This window comes from Streptomyces sp. CA-210063 (assembly GCF_024612015.1).
GTDB lineage: Bacteria > Actinomycetota > Actinomycetes > Streptomycetales > Streptomycetaceae > Streptomyces.
This window is the reverse complement of sequence record NZ_CP102512.1, coordinates 9697592-9715402: the sequence shown is the minus strand read 5'-3', so window position 1 is coordinate 9715402 and position 17811 is coordinate 9697592. Positions and strand designations below refer to the sequence as shown.

Genomic DNA, 17811 nt, shown 5'->3' with positions numbered 1-17811 from the left:
TCGCTGTATGCACACCCCCACCGTCGACGCGCCGCCCCACCGGCCGTCGACCACCCGTACCGCCCGCGTCGCCGCGGCCTTCGCGGCACCCTCCGTCCTGCTGCTCGTCCTGGTCGCGCTCTCCTGGGGGCCGCTCATGTCGCTGGACGAGAGCATCGCGCACACCACGCACCGATGGGCCGTCGCCGAATCGGGCATGACCCACGCGTTCCGCATCCTGACGGACTGGGTCTGGGACCCGGTGACGATGCGCCTGCTGGCCGCGGCCACCGCGATCTGGCTGGTGTGGCGCCACAGAGAGTGGTGGCTCGCCACCTGGCTGGCGGTCACCAGCGCGGCCGGTACGGCGGTGCAACAGGGTCTGAAGGCGGCCGTGGGCCGGGAGCGGCCCGCGTGGCCCGACCCCGTCGACTCCGCCCACTACGCCGCGTTCCCCTCGGGCCACGCCATGACGGCCACGGTCGTCTTCGGCCTGCTGCTCTGGCTCCTCCATCTGTACGGCGCCGGCCGCGTCCTCATGCGGACGGCCCTGGCGGTGGCCGTGGTCTCCGTCGTCGGCGTCGGGGTGACCCGGATCTGGCTCGGCGTGCACTGGGCGTCGGACGTGCTGGGCGGCTGGCTCCTGGGCGGGCTGACCATCGCGCTGGCGGTGCTGACGTTCGAGAAGTGGCGTGGTCCGACGCGTACTTGACCGGGTGCGGGCCGGCACGAAGGATCACGGCATGACGATCGAAGGGGTGCTGTTCGACTTCTCCGGGACCCTCTTCCGCGTGGAGTCCACCGAGTCCTGGCTCCGTGCGGCCCTGGCGGACGCCGGTCTCGCCCTGCCCGAGCCGGAGTTGGTCCGGGCGGCCGAGGCCCTGGAGCGGGCGGGCGCGCTGCCGGGCGGGGCGTTCCCCGTGGAACCGCCGACGGGCGCACTGGGTGAGCTGTGGGCGGTGCGGGACCGGAGCGCCGAACAGCACCGGGCCGCGTACACGGGCCTCTCCCGACGGGTGGCACTCCCCGACCCCGTGCTCCACGACGCGCTGTACGACCGCCATATGACGCCGCCCGCCTGGAGCCCCTACCCGGACGCCGCCGACGTCCTCGCCTCCCTGCGGGCACGCGGGGTGGCCGTCGGTGTGGTGAGCAACATCGGCTGGGATCCGCGGCCGGTGTTCCGCGCGCACGGCCTCGACCCGTACATCGACGCGTATGTGCTGTCCTACGAGCACGGCGTCCAGAAGCCGGACCCGCGACTGTTCGCCCTCGCCTGCGAGGCGCTGGGCGTCGACGCGCGGGACACCCTGATGGTCGGCGACGACCGGCGGGCCGACGGTGGTGCGGCGGCGCTGGGGTGCGGGGTGCACTTCGTGGACCATCTGCCCGCGGCTCAGCGGCCGGACGGACTGCGGCCGGTGCTGGAGCTGGTGGGCTAGGGCCCTTCTGATGGATCTCCGTGGGAGACGGAGCGGCGTTCGGTGCGTGCGCTCGGCGTGCGGTGTGGAGGGACAGGTGGCTCCGCCACCTGTCCCTCCACGCCGTGCGGCGAGAGTGCGTGCCGGGCGTCGCGACGCCGCGGAGATCCATCAGAAGGGCCCTAAGGGGCCGTCGGCCGAGGCCCGGTCGACGAGGGACCTTCGCTCAGGTCCCCTTCGGCGATCGGCTGTTCGTCTCCGCTGGACGTCCGTCCCGGACCGTCCCCCGTGCGGCCCGGGACGAACTGCGGCCGGGAGGGAGCACATAGGGTCGCCGCCCGGAAGCGCTGAGTATAGTTGGCCGGCAGCCAGTCAACGCAGGAGTTACAGGATGTCCCCGCGCAGCGCCTCGGTCAATGAAGAGTTGCGGCGGCGTTCCCGGGAGCGACTGCTGCAGGCCGCCGTCGAGTTGGTGGACGAGCGGGGCTATGAGGCGACGACGCTCGCGGACATCGCGGACCGCGCCGGCTCGGCGCGCGGACTGGTGTCGTACTACTTCCCGGGCAAGCGCCGGCTCGTCCAGTCGGCCGTGCACCGGCTGATGCACCGGACGCTGGAGGAGGCGCTGGAGCGCGAGCCGCGCGGGGCGGACGGGCGGGAGCGGATGGCCCGGGCCATCGACGCGATCCTCCGACTGGCCCGGGACCGGCCGGTGCTGATGCGCCAGCACATGGCCGGGATGATGCAGAGCCCCCAGGGCTTCGTCCAGTGCCCCGAGCAGCAGCGGCTGCGTGACCTGCTGTGGGACACGGTCACCCGGTACGGCTCCACCGACCCGGACACCGACTACCCGCTGCTGCGGGCCCTGTTGATGGGCGCCGTGTACGCGATGGTGCTGCCGAACGTACCGCTGCCCCCGACCACCCTGCGGACCGAATTGTTCCGGCGCTACGGGCTGGACTGGGAGTCGGGTGTCCCGCCGGTCCCCGAAGGGCCCGGCGGGACGGGCGACAGGGATCTGTCGCGGTTCTTCTACCAGCCGAAGTAGTCCGGCTGCGTCTGCACATTCAGCTCGCGCAGGTGGACCCACTTGGCCGGGTCCGTGCGTCGGTCATTGATCTTCAGGACGTCGAAGCCCTTCGCGATGTCGTTCGAGTAGATGTAGCCGTTGTAGTAGTACGCCGACCACGCGCCGCCACCGACGAGGGTGTCGGTGGAGATCGGACCGCGCTCGAAGTAGGCGATCTCCTTGGGCTTGGCGGAGTTGGTGAAGTCCCAGACCGAGACACCGCCCTGGTACCAGGCCTGGACCATGATGTCCTTGCCCAACACCGGGATCAGCGAGCCGTTGTGGGCGACGCAGTTCTCGGTGGCCGCCTGGTGGCGGGGGATCTTGTAGTAGCTCTTGAAGACGAGCTTCCGGTTGTCGCCCTTGCCGACGATGTCGTAGATGCCGTCGGCACCGCGGTTCGGCCCGATCGCCTCGTTGCAGGTGGCCGCGCCGCCACCGCCCAACTCGTCGGTGAAGACCACCTTGTTCGCCTTCTGGTTGAAGGTGGCCGAGTGCCAGAACGCGAAGTTCACGTTGTCCTGGACCTGGTCGATGATCTTCGGGTTCTCCGGGTCCTTGATGGAGAAGAGGATGCCGTCACCCATGCACGCGCCGGCGGCGAGGTCCTTCGACGGCAGCACCGTGATGTCGTGGCAGCCGGTGGTCTTGGAGACGCCGGGGTTCGTGGGCGAACCCGGGTTGCCGCCGCCGTCCGCGCCCTCACCGGGGAAGAGGACCGGGAAGCCCACCACGGCCGCCTTCTCGGGGGACTTGCGCGGCACCTTGATGATCGAGATGCCGTCGTGCGGCGGCTGACAGTCGGGGAACGTGGCGTTCGGCGAGTACGAGGAGACGTATACGTAGACGTTCTTGCGCTCGGGCACCAGCGTGTGGGTGTGTGAGCCACAGGCGGTCTCGACAGCGGCGACGTACTTCGGGTTCGCCTTGTCGCTGATGTCGAAGATCTTCATGCCCTCCCACGACGACTTCTCGGTCACGGGCTGCGTGGTGCTGTTGCAGGAGTTGTCACTGCGCGAGGAGTCGGTGGAGAGGAAGAGCAGGTCGCCGGAGACGGAGATGTCGTTCTGCGAGCCCGGGCAGAGCACCTGGGCGACCGTCTTCGGAGCCTTCGGGTTGCTGATGTCGAAGATACGGAAGCCGTCGTAGTTGCCGGAGAAGGCGTACTTGCCCTGGAAGGCGAGGTCGGAGTTGGTGCCGGGCAGCGCCTCCTTCGGGATGTTCGTCAGGTGCTGGATGTTGGCGGAGTGGACGATCTCGTCCTTGCCGGGGATCTCGCCGGCGGCTATCGACGCCCGCGCCTCGGCGGCGTCGCTCTTGGAGACCTCCTTCTGCGTGGCGGGCGAGTCCCCCGGGTCGGGGGTCGCGGCCGCCGGCCCGGCCGTGAGTAACGCGGCCAGGAGGCCGGCCGCAGTCGCGGCGACACCCAGACGTCTGCGCCGCGTCCGAAGGTTGTTCAACAGGGTCACTGTGTCCTCCCGTGTAGCCGTTCGCGGTGGAACGGTTCAAGCACCTCCGCAGTATCGTCTTCATCATGCACAGATCAACAGACGGCAATGCACTTGTAACGAACAAATTTGATCACCAGAGCGCCAAAGCGTGTTAGGAACGTTTGTCAACACTCATGAGGTGTACGCCCGTTGCTGTGCCCCAGGAGGTCACTGTGCTCGTTCGCCGCACATCCCGCGCGCCGCTGGTCACGGCCTCGCTGACGGCCGCTCTGCTGGCGCTGGCGGGCTGCGACTCGGGGTCGGACGCGGCCCCGGACGGCGGTTCCGCCCGGTCGAGCGGGCCCGCGGTGATCGCTCCCGGAAAACCCGGTGAGGCGGCTCAAACCCTCTCGCCGGAAGAAGTCGAGAAGCAGCGCGCCGAGGACGACTCGCCGAATTCCGCGGACCGCGACTATGCGCGCATGATGATCGAGCATCACACCCAGGCCCTGGAAATGACCGAACTCGCCCCCGAGCGGGCGAAGTCGACTCAGGTGAAGCGGCTCGCCGAGCGCATCTCGGCCGCCCAGAAGCCGGAGATCGCGGCCATGGAGGGCTGGCTGAAGTCCAACGACGGTGACGGGCGGGGAACTTCGCACGACCACGAGGCGATGCCCGGCATGGCGACGGAGGACCAGCTGAAGGAACTCGGCACGCTCGACGGGGAGAAGTTCGACCAGCTCTTCCTGAAGCTGATGATCATCCATCACGAGGGGGCGATCACGATGGCCACGGATGTGAAGGCGCAGGGCAACAACATCCTGATCGAGGAGATGGCCGACGACGTGATCGCCCAGCAGACGACCGAGATCAGCCGGATGCGCGACCTGACGGCGTGAGCCTCGCGCCTCCGGGTTCCCGCCTCAGCGCCGGGCGTGACGAGGGCCGAGCAGGCCCTCGTCACGCGCCCCGGCGATCAGCCGGAGCGACTTGCGGCGGCTGTGCCCGGTCGCGCACATCACCGCGAGCACCGGGTCGTAGCCCGCCCGCTGCGCCGCGAGGTACTCCTCGGCCACCAGCCGCCGCCCCTCCACACCACGCGGCCACGCGGGCCTCGCCCGGCGGCCGGGTCCGTACGACGACTCCGACAGCTCCTCGTCGAAGACCTCGGGCGCGGTGCCGCACGCCTCGAACAGCGGGCCCTCGATCCAGTCGGCCAGCTCCGCCAGGTCGTCCAGGGACAGCGGCGGCTCGGCGCGCACGTCCTCGAGGGACAGCCGCCCCTCGCAGACCACGGCGAGCATCTCGACCTCGGCCCCGTCCGGGAAGGCGAGCCGGGCGTTGAACCAGGCCGTGGCCCCGTCCTGCTCCTGCACCTCCCAGGCGGGCCGCACGGACACCGTGCCGTCCTGCCAGTGGCGGTCGGAGAGATTGAGAAAGGATGCTTCCAGCACCTACGCAACGTAAGCGCATGATCACATTCGCTGGGCACAGCCACGCGTGCCCGGCGCGCACGGCACCCCGACGGCGCAGCAGGACCTCCCTCGCCTCCGCGCCCCTCCCCCGGTACGCCCAGCGGTGCCATCCTGGAGATATCAGCGATCTCCTCGCGTAAGGAGTTCCGCCGTGCTGCGTGTCGCCGTCATCGGTTCCGGGCCGAGCGGGTGCTACACCGCCCAGAGCCTCGTCCAGCAGGATCCCGAGGTGCTCGTCGACGTCCTGGACCGGCTGCCGTGCCCGTACGGCCTGGTGCGCTACGGGGTGGCGCCGGACCACGAGAAGATCAAATCGCTGCAGAACAACCTGCGCACCGTGCTGGAGCACGAGCGGGTGCGGTTCCTCGGCGGCGTCCAGGTGGGCCCGCACGGTGTGCCGGCCGCCCGGCTGCGGGAGCTGTACCACGCGGTCGTGTACTGCGTGGGCGCCGCCACCGACCGCCGGCTCGGCATCCCGGGCGAGGACCTGCGCGGCAGCTGGTCGGCGACCGAGTTCGTCTCCTGGTACAGCGCGCACCCCGACGCCGTGGCGGACGGTTTCGTCCTCGGCGCACGGTCCGCCGTGGTCATCGGCGTCGGCAACGTCGCGGTCGACGTCACCCGTATGCTCGCACGCGGCACGACCGAGCTGAGCCCCACCGACATGCCCCAGGCGGCCCTCACCTCCCTCGCCGCCAGCGAGGTCGGCCAGATCCACATGGTGGGCCGCCGCGGCCCCTCCCAGGCCCGCTTCACCACGAAGGAACTGCGCGAGCTGAGCACGCTCCCGGACACCCAGGTCACCGTGAACCCGGCGGAGCTGGAACTGGACCCCGACTACGTCGACCCGTCGTCCCTCCCCGCCGCCCAGCGCCGCAACGTCGAGGTCCTGCGCGGCTGGGCCACCGCGCCCCCCGCGTCCGGCCGCCACCACATCCGCCTGCGCTTCTTCCTCCGCCCCGTCGAACTCCTCGCCGACGGCGACCGCGTCTGCGGCGTACGCCTGGAACGCACGGCCCCGGACGGCCACGGCGGCCTGACCGGAACCGGCCGCTACGAGGAGATCGAGGCCCAACTCGTCCTGCGCTCGGTCGGCTACCGAGGGGTCCCCCTGGGGGGCCTCCCCTTCGACCCTGCCCGCGGCACGGTCCCGAACGTCGCCGGACGCGTGGTGCGGGACGGCGTGGCAGCACCGGGCGAGTACGTGGCCGGCTGGATCAAGCGGGGCCCGACCGGAGTGATCGGCACCAACCGCCCGTGCGCGAAGGAGACGGTGACATCGCTGTTGGAGGACGCCCCGGCACTGGTGAGCAGGTCGGTTCCGGACGGCCCACTGTCGGCACTGAGGGCAGAGGGCTGCACGCCGGTGGAGTGGTCGGGTTGGCAGGCGATCGAGAGGGCTGAGGCGGAGTTGGGCGCCTCACTGGGCAGAGGGGTCGTGAAACTCCCGGACTGGGAGTCCCTGATGACCGCCGCACAAGGCAGCGGGCCCCTTTAGGGGCGCGGGCTGTGACATGTGCGGCTCCGCCGCGTGGGCGCGACAAGCCCCCACCCACCCGCGCTCTGAACACAGACAGGCAACACCCCAGAAATCAACAGACTGTTTAAATCGCCTAGGGTCTCGCCCATGGCAACCACCACCCCCGCCCATCCCGTCGACGAAGTACCCCCCATCCGCCAACTCGCGGCATTCGGCCTCCAACACGTCCTCGCCATGTACGCGGGAGCCGTCGCCGTCCCCCTCATCGTGGGCGGCGCGATGCGACTCCCACCCGCCGACCTCGCCTATCTGATCACCGCGGATCTCCTCGTGTGCGGCATCGCGACACTGATCCAGTGCGTCGGCGTATGGCGCTTCGGCGTACGGCTCCCGATCATGCAGGGCTGCACCTTCGCGGCCGTCTCCCCCATGGTGCTGATCGGGACGGAGGGCGGCGGCCTCCCCGCGATCTACGGCTCGGTCATCGTGGCCGGCCTGGCGATCATGCTGCTGGCCCCGGTGTTCGGCAGACTCCTCCGCTTCTTCCCTCCGCTCGTGACCGGCACGGTGATCCTGATCATCGGCCTCTCCCTCCTGCCGGTGGCCGGCAACTGGGCGGCCGGCGGAGTCGGCGCGAAGGACTTCGGTGAGCCCAGGAACCTGGCGCTCGCGGCGTTCGTCCTGCTCGTCGTGCTGGGCGTGCAGCGGTTCGCCCCCGTGTTCCTCAGCCGGATCGCCGTGCTGATCGGCATCGTCGTGGGGCTCGCGGTCGCGGTGCCGCTGGGGTTCACGGACTTCGGCGGGGTGCGGGACGCCGACTGGGTGGGCATCAGCACGCCCTTCCACTTCGGGGCACCCACGTTCCACGTCTCGGCGATCGTGTCGATGCTGGTCGTCGCCCTTGTCACCATGACCGAGACCACCGGTGACCTGATCGCGGTCGGCGAGATGACGGACCGCAAGGTGGAATCGCGTTCCCTCGCCGACGGGCTGCGGGCCGACGGCTTCTCCACGGTCCTCGGAGGTGTCTTCAACACCTTCCCGTACACGGCCTACGCGCAGAACGTGGGCCTGGTCGGTATGACCCGGGTGCGCAGCCGCTGGGTCGTCGCGGCGGCCGGCGGCATCCTCGTGCTGCTCGGTCTGCTGCCCAAGCTGGGCGCGGTGGTCGCGGCGATCCCGGCGCCGGTGCTCGGCGGCGCGGGGCTGGTGATGTTCGGTACGGTCGCCGCGAGCGGGCTGCGCACGCTCACGCAGGTCGACTTCAAGGGCAACCACAACCTGACGATCGTGGCCGTCTCGGTGGCCGTGGGCATGCTGCCGGTCGGCGTGCCCACGGTCTACGCGAAGTTCCCGGACTGGTTCCAGACGGTGATGAACAGCGGCATCAGCGCGGGGTGCCTCACGGCGATCGTGCTGAACCTGCTCTTCAACCACCTTCCGGCGAGGTCCGGTTCAGCTGCCGCCGAGGCCGGCGGCCCACCGGGCGGCAACGTCCCCGAGGGTGTCGAGAAGCCCCGGGAAGAGGCCGTCTAGAGGGTGCTGTGCGGGACTTTCACCACACCCCCTAGGGCGTCCCGGCCGGGATGCGTCCCCGCACCAGCCGCTGGACGGTCCGCTCCAGGTCGGGCAGTGTCCGTTGGCCCGCCACCGCGAGGGCGATCGCCGTGGCGACGCCCGCCCAGGCGACCGGGCCGAGGGGGGTGCAGCCGAAGAAGTGGCTGGCGCCGGGGATCTGGATCAGGGCGACGAGGGCGGCGGCGGAGCCGAGCGCCGTGGTGCGGACCAGCGGGCTGTGCCGGCGGTCGGCGAGGGTCTGGGCCAGCTGGGTGCCGACCACGCCGCACAGGGCCATCGTCGTCGAACGGCGCGCGGTGCCCGGGGTGAAACGGCCGATCAGCCAGGCGATGGTCGCGCCCAGGCAGGTGGTCAGGGCGCGGTGGCGGATCTGACGGATGAGAGGTGCGCCGAGGAGCGAGGTGCCCAGGGGTTCGGTGCCCGGGGCGTCGCCCTCGTGCGCGTCCCCGTCCTCGTCGGACGGCTCCTCCTTCGGTGTCACGGCCACCGCCATCGCGGGGAACAGGTCCGTGAACAGGTTCACGAGCAGCATCTGGCGCGTGGAGAGCGGGGCCGAGCCCGCGAGGAGGGTGCCGAGGATGCCGAAGCCGACCTCGCCCGCGTTGCCGCCGATGAGGATGGCGATGGCGTCGGTGACGCTGTGCCACAGGGACCGGCCTTCGGTGACCGCCTCGATGAGCACCGTCAGGTCGTCGTCGGTCAGGACGAGGTCGGCCGCGTTGCGGGCGGCCGCCGAGCCACGGGCCTGGATGCCCACGCCGATGTCGGCGGCACGGATGGCCGCGGCGTCGTTGGCGCCGTCGCCGACCATCCCGACCACCCGGCCGGCGTCCCGCAGCGCCTCGACGACCTGGAGCTTCTGCTCGGGCGCGACGCGTGCCACGACTCCCGCGTCGCGCAGCATCCGGGCCCGTACCGACCTGTCGGCGGACGCGAGTTCGTCGCCCGTGACGACGGTGGTGTCCTCGGGCCAGCCCAGTTCGGCGGCGATCGCGCGCGCGGTCTGCGGGTGGTCGCCGGTCAGCATGACCGGCCGTACGCCCGCCCCGCGCAGCCCGTGCACGAGCGCCGTGGACGTCTCGCGCGGTACGTCGGCCAGGGCGAGCAGGCCGGTGAACTCCAGTTCGTCCAGGGGCGCTTCGAGGGCGTCCGACGGCTCCTCGCCCGCGCGCAGCGGACGTTCGGCGACCGCCAGGACACGCAGCCCGTCGCGGGCCAGCGACTGTGCCGTCCCGGACGCGTGGTCCGGGAGGTCACGGCAGACGGGCAGGAGCGTCTCCGGGGCGCCCTTGACCACCAGGGCCGGGGTGCCGTCGCCCGCCCGGCCGACGGCGGCGGCGTAACCACGGGCAGCCTCGAACGGCCGTCCCTCGGTCTGCTCCCACTCGGGGTCGGGCCCGGCCGCCTTCAGCACCGCCTCGTCGGTGGCGTGCACCGGGCGGGAGGACGAGCCGTTGAGCCGGGGGCAGGCACGGGCGGCGACGCGCAGGGTGCGGGGCATGTCGTCGGGGGCCGTGTCCTTGGCGGCGCGAACCGTGCCGTCGGCCTCGGTGACGCGCACCACACGGAGGCGGTTCTCCGTGAGGGTGCCCGTCTTGTCGAAGCAGACGGTGTCCATGCGGCCCAGCGCCTCCAGGGTGCGCGGGGTGCGGACGAGGACGCCGTGGCGGCTCAGTCGGCGGGCGGCCGACAGTTGCGCCACCGTCGCGACCAGCGGCAGTCCTTCGGGGACGGCGGCGACGGCCACCGCGACTCCACCGCTCACCGCCTCCCGGATGGGCGTGCCGCGCAGCAGGGCCAGACCCGTGACCGCCGCGCCACCGGCCATGGTCAACGGCAGTGCCTTACGGGTGAGTTCCTGGATCCTCGCCTGCACTCCGGCGGACGGGGGCGTACGGGCGGCGAGGGCGACAGCGCGTGCGGCCTCGGTGCGGTCGCCGGTTCCGACCACGACGGCCCGGGCCTGACCGGCCACCACGGTCGTGCCCTCGAAGACCATGCAGGAGCGGTCGGCCACCGGGGCGCGGGGAGTCGGGGCCGTCCGCTTGTCCACCGGCAGGGACTCGCCGGTGAGCGCCGACTCGTCCACCTCCAGTCCGTCCTCCCACAGCAGCCGGGCGTCGGCCGGGACCACGTCGTCCCCCTTCAGCTCGATCACATCGCCGGGGGTGAGCCCGGCGGCGTCCACCGTCCGGGCCTCGGCCGACGTGTCCTCGGCGGGTGGCGCGGTCGGCTCCTCCGCGTCCCTGGGCGTGACGCGGGCCTTCCGTTTCTGGTCCGCGAGCAGCCCGGACAGGGCCCGCTCGGCCCGCAGCCGCTGCACACCGCCGACGAGGGCGTTCAGGTCGAGCGCGCCGAAGACGAGGAGGGCGTCCACGACCGATCCGAGGATCGCGGACGCGGCGGAGCCGACCGCCAGCACGGGGGTGAGGGGGTCGTCGAGCTCGCCGCGGACGGCTCGGGCGAGTTCGAGGGTCCAGCGCACGGGAGCCATCGCGGGGGCATGCCCCATCGCGTCGGCCGCCTCGTGCAGTCGGGTCGTCGCCTCCTCGATCGGCGTCATGTCGGTGCCGGCGCCGGGCTCGTGCTCCAGCCGGGTGAGGACGTCGTCCGGTTCGAGTGCGTGCCAGGCCGTACGCGGGCGAGGACGGGGCGCCCGGGTCATCGCCACACCGAGTGCCGACCGTGCGCCGGTGAGCAGGGCCGTGGCGGCGGCGACGTCCACGGGGACGTGCCGCAGCCCGGGCAGGGGCGAGCGGCGCGGCCCCTTCGACTCGCCGACGGCCACGAGCAGCCCGGAGAGGGCGGCGCCGGACCGGGCCAGGATCTGCGAGCGGCGGCCCACCGCGCGGGCCGCCGGGACCGCGGTCAACAGCCGCCACACATCGGCCGGGCCGTTCAGGGCCAGGACGTCCGCGCCCCAGACGACGGCACTGTCCCCGTCCGCGAGGGCGACGGCCACGTCACCGCCGAGCAGCCCGTCCAGCACGTTCATGGCGTCCTGTGCGTACGTGTCGCCGTCCTGTGCGTACGTGTCGTCGACCGGTACGTGGGTGTCGTCGACCCGTACGCGGGTGTCGTCGACGTCCGCTTCGGGGTCGGCCGAAGGCAGCCGGGCGACCGTGAGGACGGTGGCGCCCTCATCGCGCAGTGCCCGCACGACCTCGCGGAACGGCCGCGCACTGTCCACGACCTGGTCCGCGAGGCTGGTGAAGTCGCGCAGCGCCGGGTCGTCCACCATGACGACGGTGAGGCGGGCTCGGCGTGCCGCGTCCAGGACGGTCTCGGCCCAGGGGTCCGCGCCCGCTCCGGGGGTCCGCAGCGCGCTGGGGTGCAGGACGATCGTGTCGACCGTCTCCAGCTGCCGCAGCCGCTCCGCGTCGCGCACCAGCACGCCGGTCCGGGCCAGTGCCCCGCTCAGTACGGCGTGGAAGGCGGCGGGCCCGTAGCGCGCGGCCTTGGGCGAGCCCGAGAGCACCGCCTCGGCGGCCTCCTGGCCGTCGTGCTTGACCAGCAGGGTGGCCACGGCGCCCAGCACACTGCCGGTGGTGGCGTGGGCGGCGTACTCCTGGGCGGGGGTGGTCCGCAGCGGCGGGCGCACGGAGGGGCGTGGGGGCAGACCGACCCGTACCGGCGTGCACACCTGGTCGTGGGCGGTGTCGAACGCGGTCGCGCGCGCCACCGTGTCCCCCAGTTGGCAGGTGCGCAGCGCACCGTCGAGCAAGAGAGCGATCGGTGTCTGCCCGGCACCGTGCACCGCGGCGTTGCCGGCGGCCAGCAGGACGTCCATGCGGGACGCGCCGAGGCGGTCGCGCAGGAATCCGCGGAAGCGCGGGTTCTCGCGCAGCAGCGTCGCCACCGCGGTCACCAGCCGCGGCGAGGGCGGCAGGCGCAGGAAGGACCCGGCGAGCGCGACCCCGGTGCCGAGGACGTCGGCGGCGAGAGCCGCCGCGGCGGCCCGTATCCCCGCCGCGTCACCGGGATGGGCGTACCCGTCCACGGTCTCGTCCGTCGTCGACAGTCCGTGCCGGGCGGCGAGCGCGATGGTCTCCTCCACCACCTCGTCGCTGAGCGCCTCCTCGGCCGCGGCCACCACGAGCCGCGCCAGTCCCCGGTCCCAGTACGCGAGCGCCACGTCGGGCCGTTCCGCCAGCGCCGCGGCGACCTTGCGGGCCACGTGTTCCGTCCCGCCCTCCCGCCGTGTCCGTTCGAGGGTCTCGGGACGCAGCGGGAAATGGGCCCGTGCACCGGAGCGCCAGGGGCGCGCGCCTCCCGGCAGGGCGTTGCGGGCGACGCGCGCGGCGTGCGCCGCGGTGTCCACGCTCCGTACGCCCGTCCGCGCCGCTCCGGCCACCGCTGCGGCGGCCATGCCCACCGCGGTCCCGGCGCCTCGCGCCAGCAGCCGGGGCCCCGCCGTCGCGAGCCCGGTGGCGACAGCCGTCGGACGGGTCAGCAGCCCGAGACCTGCGGCGTGCCCCCGCTCACCCTGCTCGTCATCCTGCTCGCCACCCCACCGGCCACCTCGTGCCATGACTCTCCTCACCTCGAGCGTGATCCTCTTCCGAGGGGAGCCGGGTTCCCGCGAAACGGCTCGTCATCCACGCCGTCTGTGAGCATGTCCGCCGCCGTGGCGGGCCGCTCACCTCCGCTGGAGCAGGCGGGCCGGAACCGCTGCGGCCAGGATCCGGTAGCCCTCGGGGTTGAGGTGCAGCCAGTCGCCGTCGTGGAGGGTCGGGAGGAGTCGGCGCGGGTTCGCGGGATCGCGGACCGCGCGGTCGAAGTCGAGGACGGCGTCGAAGCGGCCGCTGGTCCGGATCCAGGTGTTGACGGCCTGCCGGGCCGTCTCCCGGTGTCCGGCGGCGTCGTCGTACGGAGTGTTGCCGCCGAAGGGCAGCAGGGTCGCGCCGTAGACGCGGATGCCCTGGGCGTGGGCGCGGACGACGAACTGCTCGTAGGCGGCGATGAGGTCGGCGGTGACGCGCTGCTGGGCGGCGGGGGTGGCCTCGGCGGTCCCGATGTCGTTGATTCCCTCGAAGACGATCAGTTGTTCGACGGCGCTGTGGGCCAGGATGTCGCGGTCCAGGCGGGCGAGGGCGCTCGGGCCGAGTCCGTCGTTGAGGACGCGGTTGCCGCCGGCCGCCTGGTTCACCACGGCGATGTGCCGGGTGCCGGGCTTCTGCTGGAGGCGATCGAAGAGCTGGTCGGGCCAGCGGTTGTTGCCGTTGGTGGTGGAGCCGCGGCCGTCGGTGAGCGAGTCGCCGAGGACGGCGACCGCGGTCGTGGCGGGCCGGGACAGCACCTCGACATCGCTGAGCAGGTACCAGTGGTTGGTCGGGGTCGCTCCGGGCAGGTCCGTGTCCTCGGTGTGGTCGCCGTGCCGGAGGTACGAGGTGGTGCGGGAGCCCGGGTGCGAGGTGAGGGCGAGGGACGCCTGGCCCTCGGCCAGGTACGCCGTCACGGTCAGGTTGGCGCCCGGCTTCAGCGTGAAGTCCAGCGGGTCCGAGACCACTTGGGCGCCGACCGGCACGGTCGTGGACTCCCGGCCGCTGAAGGTCACCGTCCGGGACGTGCCGGGTTCGATCGCGCCGACCCCCGCCTGCCCGCCCAGCGGAAGGGCCACCGTCACGGTGGTCAGCGGCAGCGCGCTGCCCCCGAAGGCGTTGGAGAAACGCAGCCGGACGCGGTCGCCGCCGGTGGTGACGCGCACGGTCTGCCGCAGGGTGGTGTCGACGAGCACGGCACGGTCCCCGGTGAACGGCGCCGGTGGCATGTTGTGGGGCTCGGTGAGCTGCGGCATCGCGGACCAGGTGTTCACCCAGTGCCGGGCGGACGTCGCCGCGTCGCGGGTGCCGGCGCCGTCCGTCCGCTGCGGGCTCCTGACCAGGGCCACCACGGCGGACGATGCCACCATCAGGGCCAGAGCGAGGACGCAGGTGGCGATCAGGGTGGTGAGCGGCGCTCTGCCGGCCGGCTCGGAGGGCTGCGGGGTTCTGGGCGATGGCAAGGGCGGTGCCTTTCTCCGGAAGTGGGGCGAGCATCGACGATGTCCGGGCGCGCACCTCGTCGGCGCACGCCCGGAGGGCTGGTCGGGCGGGAGATCGGTGAGTCGGAGGGCGGCGGGGACGGGAGGTCGGTGAGGTCGGAGGGCGGGCGGGGACCGCAGGCCGGTCAGCGCGGGCGGCCCCTCGGACACGTCAAGCGCTCGTACACGCCGTCCCGTTGAGCGTGTACGACGACGGTGCGGCGCTGTTGCCCGTGTGGTTCGCCTGGTAGCCGATGCTGACGCTCGCGCCGGGTGCGATCGCGGCGTTGTACGTGGCGTTGGTCGCGGTCACAGCGCCGCTCGCCGGGCTGTAGGTGGCGCCCCAGCCGTTGGTGATGGCCTGTCCGGAGGGCAGGGTGAAGCCCAGTTTCCAGCCGTTGACCGCCGTCGTACCGGTGTTGGTGAGGGTGACCGAGGCGGTCAGGCCGGTGCTCCACGCGTTGGTGGTGACGGTCACCTTGCAGGGGCCGGCCGGGGGCTGGGGCGCGGGGCCGGAGCTGTTGAGGCCGAAGAAGGTGAGGACGCGCTCGGCCATGCCCCAGGCGTAGAGGTTGTGACCGGTGCCCTGGAGGCTGATGGCCTCGACGGGGGCGCGGTCACCGGTGCCGCCGTAGCGGGTGCGGGTCCAGCCGGACTGGGGCGAGTCGGTGGCGGCCGGTGTCTGGCTGACACCGTGCACGTGGGTCCACTGCTTGATCTCCTCGCCGAAGTTCGGGTAGCGCAGCACGTCGTCCTCGGTGCCGTGCCACACCTGCATACGGGGCCGGGTCCCGGTGTATCCGGGGTAGGCGCCGCGGACCAGGTCGCCCCAGGCCTGCGGGGTGCGCGTGATGGTGCCGTTCGCGCAGTCGCTGTTCCACTCCGAGCCGTTGGTGGTGGCGAAGCAGGCGAAGGGCACGCCCGCGAAGGCGGCGCCGGCGGCGAACACGTCGGGGTAGTCGCCGAGCAGGACGTTGGTCATCATCGCGCCGGAGGAGATGCCGGTGGCGAAGACGCGGTCGGTGTCGGCGTCGTAGGTGCGGACGGTCCAGTCGACCATGGACTTGATGCCCACGGGGTCGCTGCCGCCGCCGCGGGTCAGCGCCTGCGGGGAGGCGACGTCGAAGCACTTGCTGCTGCGGGTGACGGACGGGTACACGACGATGAACCCGTACCGGTCGGCCAGCGAGGCGTACTCGGTGCCGTTGTACATCGCCGGTCCTGAGCCGGTGCAGTAGTGCACGGCCACCACGATCGCCGGGTTCGCGGTGACGCTGTCCGGCACGTACAGGTACATCTGCAGGTTGCTGGGGTTCGTGCCGAAGCCGGTGATCTCGGTGAGGGCCGCCCGGGGAGCGGCCTCGGCCTTCGCGTCCGCCGCGGCGGCCGTGGGCGCGGTGAGGAGCGTGGCCGCGAGCAACGGCACCAGGGCTCCCAGCAGCGCGACGAGTACCGAACGCAGCGGTCCGCGCGTGCGGTCGTGGGGGGTGAGGGTCACGTCGTTGTGCCTTCCTGTCACGGGTTCGGCAAGAGGGGTCGGTCCGGGCCGGCAGTCGGCAAGAGGGGCCGGTCCGGGTCAGAGTTGGTCCGGGTGAGCAGGCCGCCGCGAAGGTCACGTTGGTCGAGCGGATGGCGAGCGCCTCGACGAGCATCAGGTACCCGCCGCTGTCGCCGATCCGGTAGACGTTGCTCGCCTCGAAGAGGTCGAAGCGGTGGGGCTCGGAGAGCACGATCTCGGTGTCCCGGAAGCCTCCCGGGAACTCGCCGACCGTGGTGCGGGAGCGGTATTGGGACGCGGCGCCCGGTTTCCGGGGAGATCAACGGGCCGGTCGAGGACCAGGTGAAGGAGCCGGGCAGGGGGTCCACCCGGCCGGGCGACGCCAGGACCAGTCCGCTGGCGAACGTACGCACACGTGGAGTCGTCATCGACTCGCCCCTCTCGGAAGGGAAGCGTCCGCCGAGCATCGTGACATGCACATGGTTGCCATGGAAGCGCTCCCACGTGTCGAAAGAATTCGCTCGCGCGGGTGGGCCGTAACCGGTCGACCACCCGACCGAACCCACCCGACCGCGCTCACCAGGCCCGACCCAATGTCTTTTGCGCAAAGCGTTGACTAGAAAGCGCTTGCCCCCTACGTTCCGTTCAGCAGTGTGAACTGCCCGCCAACGCCACTTGGCAAGGGCCAGGCACGCCGGGGTCCCCCACTCCCCGAGAAACCGCTCCACCTGCACCATCGAGGTCCGCACCTCGATCTTTCCGCTCGAGCGTGTCGATCAACATACAGAACGCTGTTCATCTACATGGCCCGTCAGCTCTCCTGAAGGGACGCACCCGCATGCGTACCACCGTCCCCCCACGTACACACACGCAAAGATCAGCCCTGGTGGCCGCCGCGGCCGCCCTGGCGACAGCCGCCGTCCTCGCCCTGCCGCAGTCCGCCGGAGCCGCGGAGACCGCACCGATCGGCTACGGCGCCGGGACCACCGGCGGCGGCAGCGCCACCCCGGTCACCGTCTCGACGCTCGCCGCCTTCCAGAGCGCCGTCACCGGCAACGCGGCCAAGGTCGTCCGCGTCAACGGCCTGATCTCCCTGAGCGGTCAGGTGGACATCGGCTCCAACACGACGGTGCTGGGCGTGGGTTCGTCGTCCGGGTTCACCGGCGGCGGCCTGCGGATCAAGGAAGAGACCAACGTCGTCGTCCGCAACCTGAACATCAGCAAGCCGGTCGCCCCCGCCGACGGCATCACCGTCCAGGAGTCCACGAAGGTGTGGATCGACCACAACTCCTTCTCGGCGGACCGCTCGCACGACAAGGACTACTACGACGGTCTGCTGGACATCAACCACGGTTCCGACAACGTGACGGTGTCCTGGAACACCTTCAAGGAGCACTTCAAGGGCTCGCTCGTCGGCCACAGCGACAACAACGCCTCCGAGGACACCGGCCACCTGAAGGTGACGTACCACCACAACCACTTCGGCAACGTCTACTCGCGCATCCCCAGCCTGCGCTTCGGCACCGGGCACTTCTACAACAACTACGTGGACGGCGCCGAGACCGCCTGCCACTCGCGCATGGGCGCCCAGATGCTCGTGGAGAACAACGTCTTCCGCAACACGGGAGTCGCGGTCACCACGAACCGCAGCAGTGACGTGGACGGCTACGCCAATCTGCGCGGCAACGACCTCGGTGGGGCCGCCACCGAGATCTCCCGGGTGGGGAGCTTCACCACCCCGCCCTACAGCTACACCGCCGAGTCCGCCTCATCCGTCGTCGCCTCGGTGACGTCGGGCGCGGGGGCCGGAAAACTCTGAGAACCCTCCAACCCCCCATCCGCTCGGACAACAGAAGGAA

General features: G+C 71.8%; 12 protein-coding genes and 1 pseudogene. 7 read left to right on the top strand and 6 right to left on the bottom strand.

The genetic code is table 11. The features are described from left to right. Positions 1–7: 7 nt before the first annotated feature. From JIX56_RS42600 to JIX56_RS42590, 3 genes are all read left to right on the top strand, one after another. Positions 8–691, top strand: a complete 684-nt coding sequence (locus tag JIX56_RS42600; protein ID WP_257549115.1) for a phosphatase PAP2 family protein — start codon at positions 8–10, stop codon at positions 689–691. A gap of 31 nt (positions 692–722) precedes the next feature. After that, entirely contained in the window at positions 723–1421 is a 699-nt protein-coding gene (locus JIX56_RS42595; protein ID WP_257549113.1) for an HAD family hydrolase, read from the top strand. Positions 1422–1791: 370 nt separating this feature from the next. Then, positions 1792–2448 (top strand): TetR/AcrR family transcriptional regulator, encoded by a 657-nt coding sequence (locus JIX56_RS42590; protein ID WP_257549111.1) that lies wholly within the window; start codon positions 1792–1794, stop codon positions 2446–2448. Here JIX56_RS42590 and JIX56_RS42585 read toward each other — a convergent pair. Then, entirely contained in the window at positions 2433–3938 is a 1506-nt protein-coding gene (locus JIX56_RS42585) for an LVIVD repeat-containing protein (protein ID WP_257549109.1), read from the bottom strand. The genes JIX56_RS42590 and JIX56_RS42585 overlap by 16 nt on opposite strands. A gap of 194 nt (positions 3939–4132) precedes the next feature. Between JIX56_RS42585 and JIX56_RS42580 the strand changes: the two genes are divergently transcribed. Continuing rightward, positions 4133–4798 (top strand): DUF305 domain-containing protein, encoded by a 666-nt coding sequence (locus JIX56_RS42580; RefSeq protein WP_257549107.1) that lies wholly within the window; start codon positions 4133–4135, stop codon positions 4796–4798. Between the two features lie 24 nt (positions 4799–4822). Here JIX56_RS42580 and JIX56_RS42575 read toward each other — a convergent pair whose 3' ends face one another. Then, complete coding sequence (locus JIX56_RS42575; protein WP_257551442.1) at positions 4823–5299, bottom strand: DUF6214 family protein; 477 nt, start codon at positions 5297–5299, stop codon at positions 4823–4825. Positions 5300–5525: 226 nt separating this feature from the next. Between JIX56_RS42575 and JIX56_RS42570 the strand changes: the two genes are divergently transcribed. Both JIX56_RS42570 and JIX56_RS42565 read left to right on the top strand, forming a co-directional pair. Then, positions 5526–6872 (top strand): FAD-dependent oxidoreductase, encoded by a 1347-nt coding sequence (locus JIX56_RS42570; RefSeq protein ID WP_257549105.1) that lies wholly within the window; start codon positions 5526–5528, stop codon positions 6870–6872. 129 nt (positions 6873–7001) lie between these two features. Then, positions 7002–8390 (top strand): nucleobase:cation symporter-2 family protein, encoded by a 1389-nt coding sequence (locus JIX56_RS42565; protein WP_257549103.1) that lies wholly within the window; start codon positions 7002–7004, stop codon positions 8388–8390. Positions 8391–8421: 31 nt separating this feature from the next. Here the strand turns inward: JIX56_RS42565 and JIX56_RS42560 are convergent, their stop codons facing one another. The 4 genes and pseudogenes from JIX56_RS42560 to JIX56_RS42545 all read right to left on the bottom strand — a co-directional run. Next, positions 8422–12963, bottom strand: a complete 4542-nt coding sequence (locus JIX56_RS42560) for a cation-translocating P-type ATPase (protein ID WP_257549102.1) — start codon at positions 12961–12963, stop codon at positions 8422–8424. A gap of 108 nt (positions 12964–13071) precedes the next feature. After that, a complete protein-coding gene (locus JIX56_RS42555) occupies positions 13072–14376 on the bottom strand; it encodes an SGNH/GDSL hydrolase family protein (RefSeq protein WP_257551441.1) in 1305 nt (434 codons plus the stop codon). 250 nt (positions 14377–14626) lie between these two features. Continuing rightward, positions 14627–15952: an extracellular catalytic domain type 1 short-chain-length polyhydroxyalkanoate depolymerase gene (locus JIX56_RS42550; protein WP_257549100.1), complete on the bottom strand. Its 1326-nt coding sequence runs from the start codon at positions 15950–15952 to the stop codon at positions 14627–14629. 187 nt (positions 15953–16139) lie between these two features. Continuing rightward, positions 16140–16184 (bottom strand): annotated as a pseudogene (locus tag JIX56_RS42545) (hypothetical protein); the annotation flags it as partial. 606 nt (positions 16185–16790) lie between these two features. On the opposite strand from JIX56_RS42545, the gene JIX56_RS42540 reads away from it, so the two are divergent. Continuing rightward, the gene (locus JIX56_RS42540) at positions 16791–17771 is read left to right on the top strand and encodes a pectate lyase family protein (RefSeq protein ID WP_257549098.1); all 981 of its coding nucleotides are present in this window, start codon (positions 16791–16793) and stop codon (positions 17769–17771) included. Positions 17772–17811 lie beyond the last annotated feature (40 nt).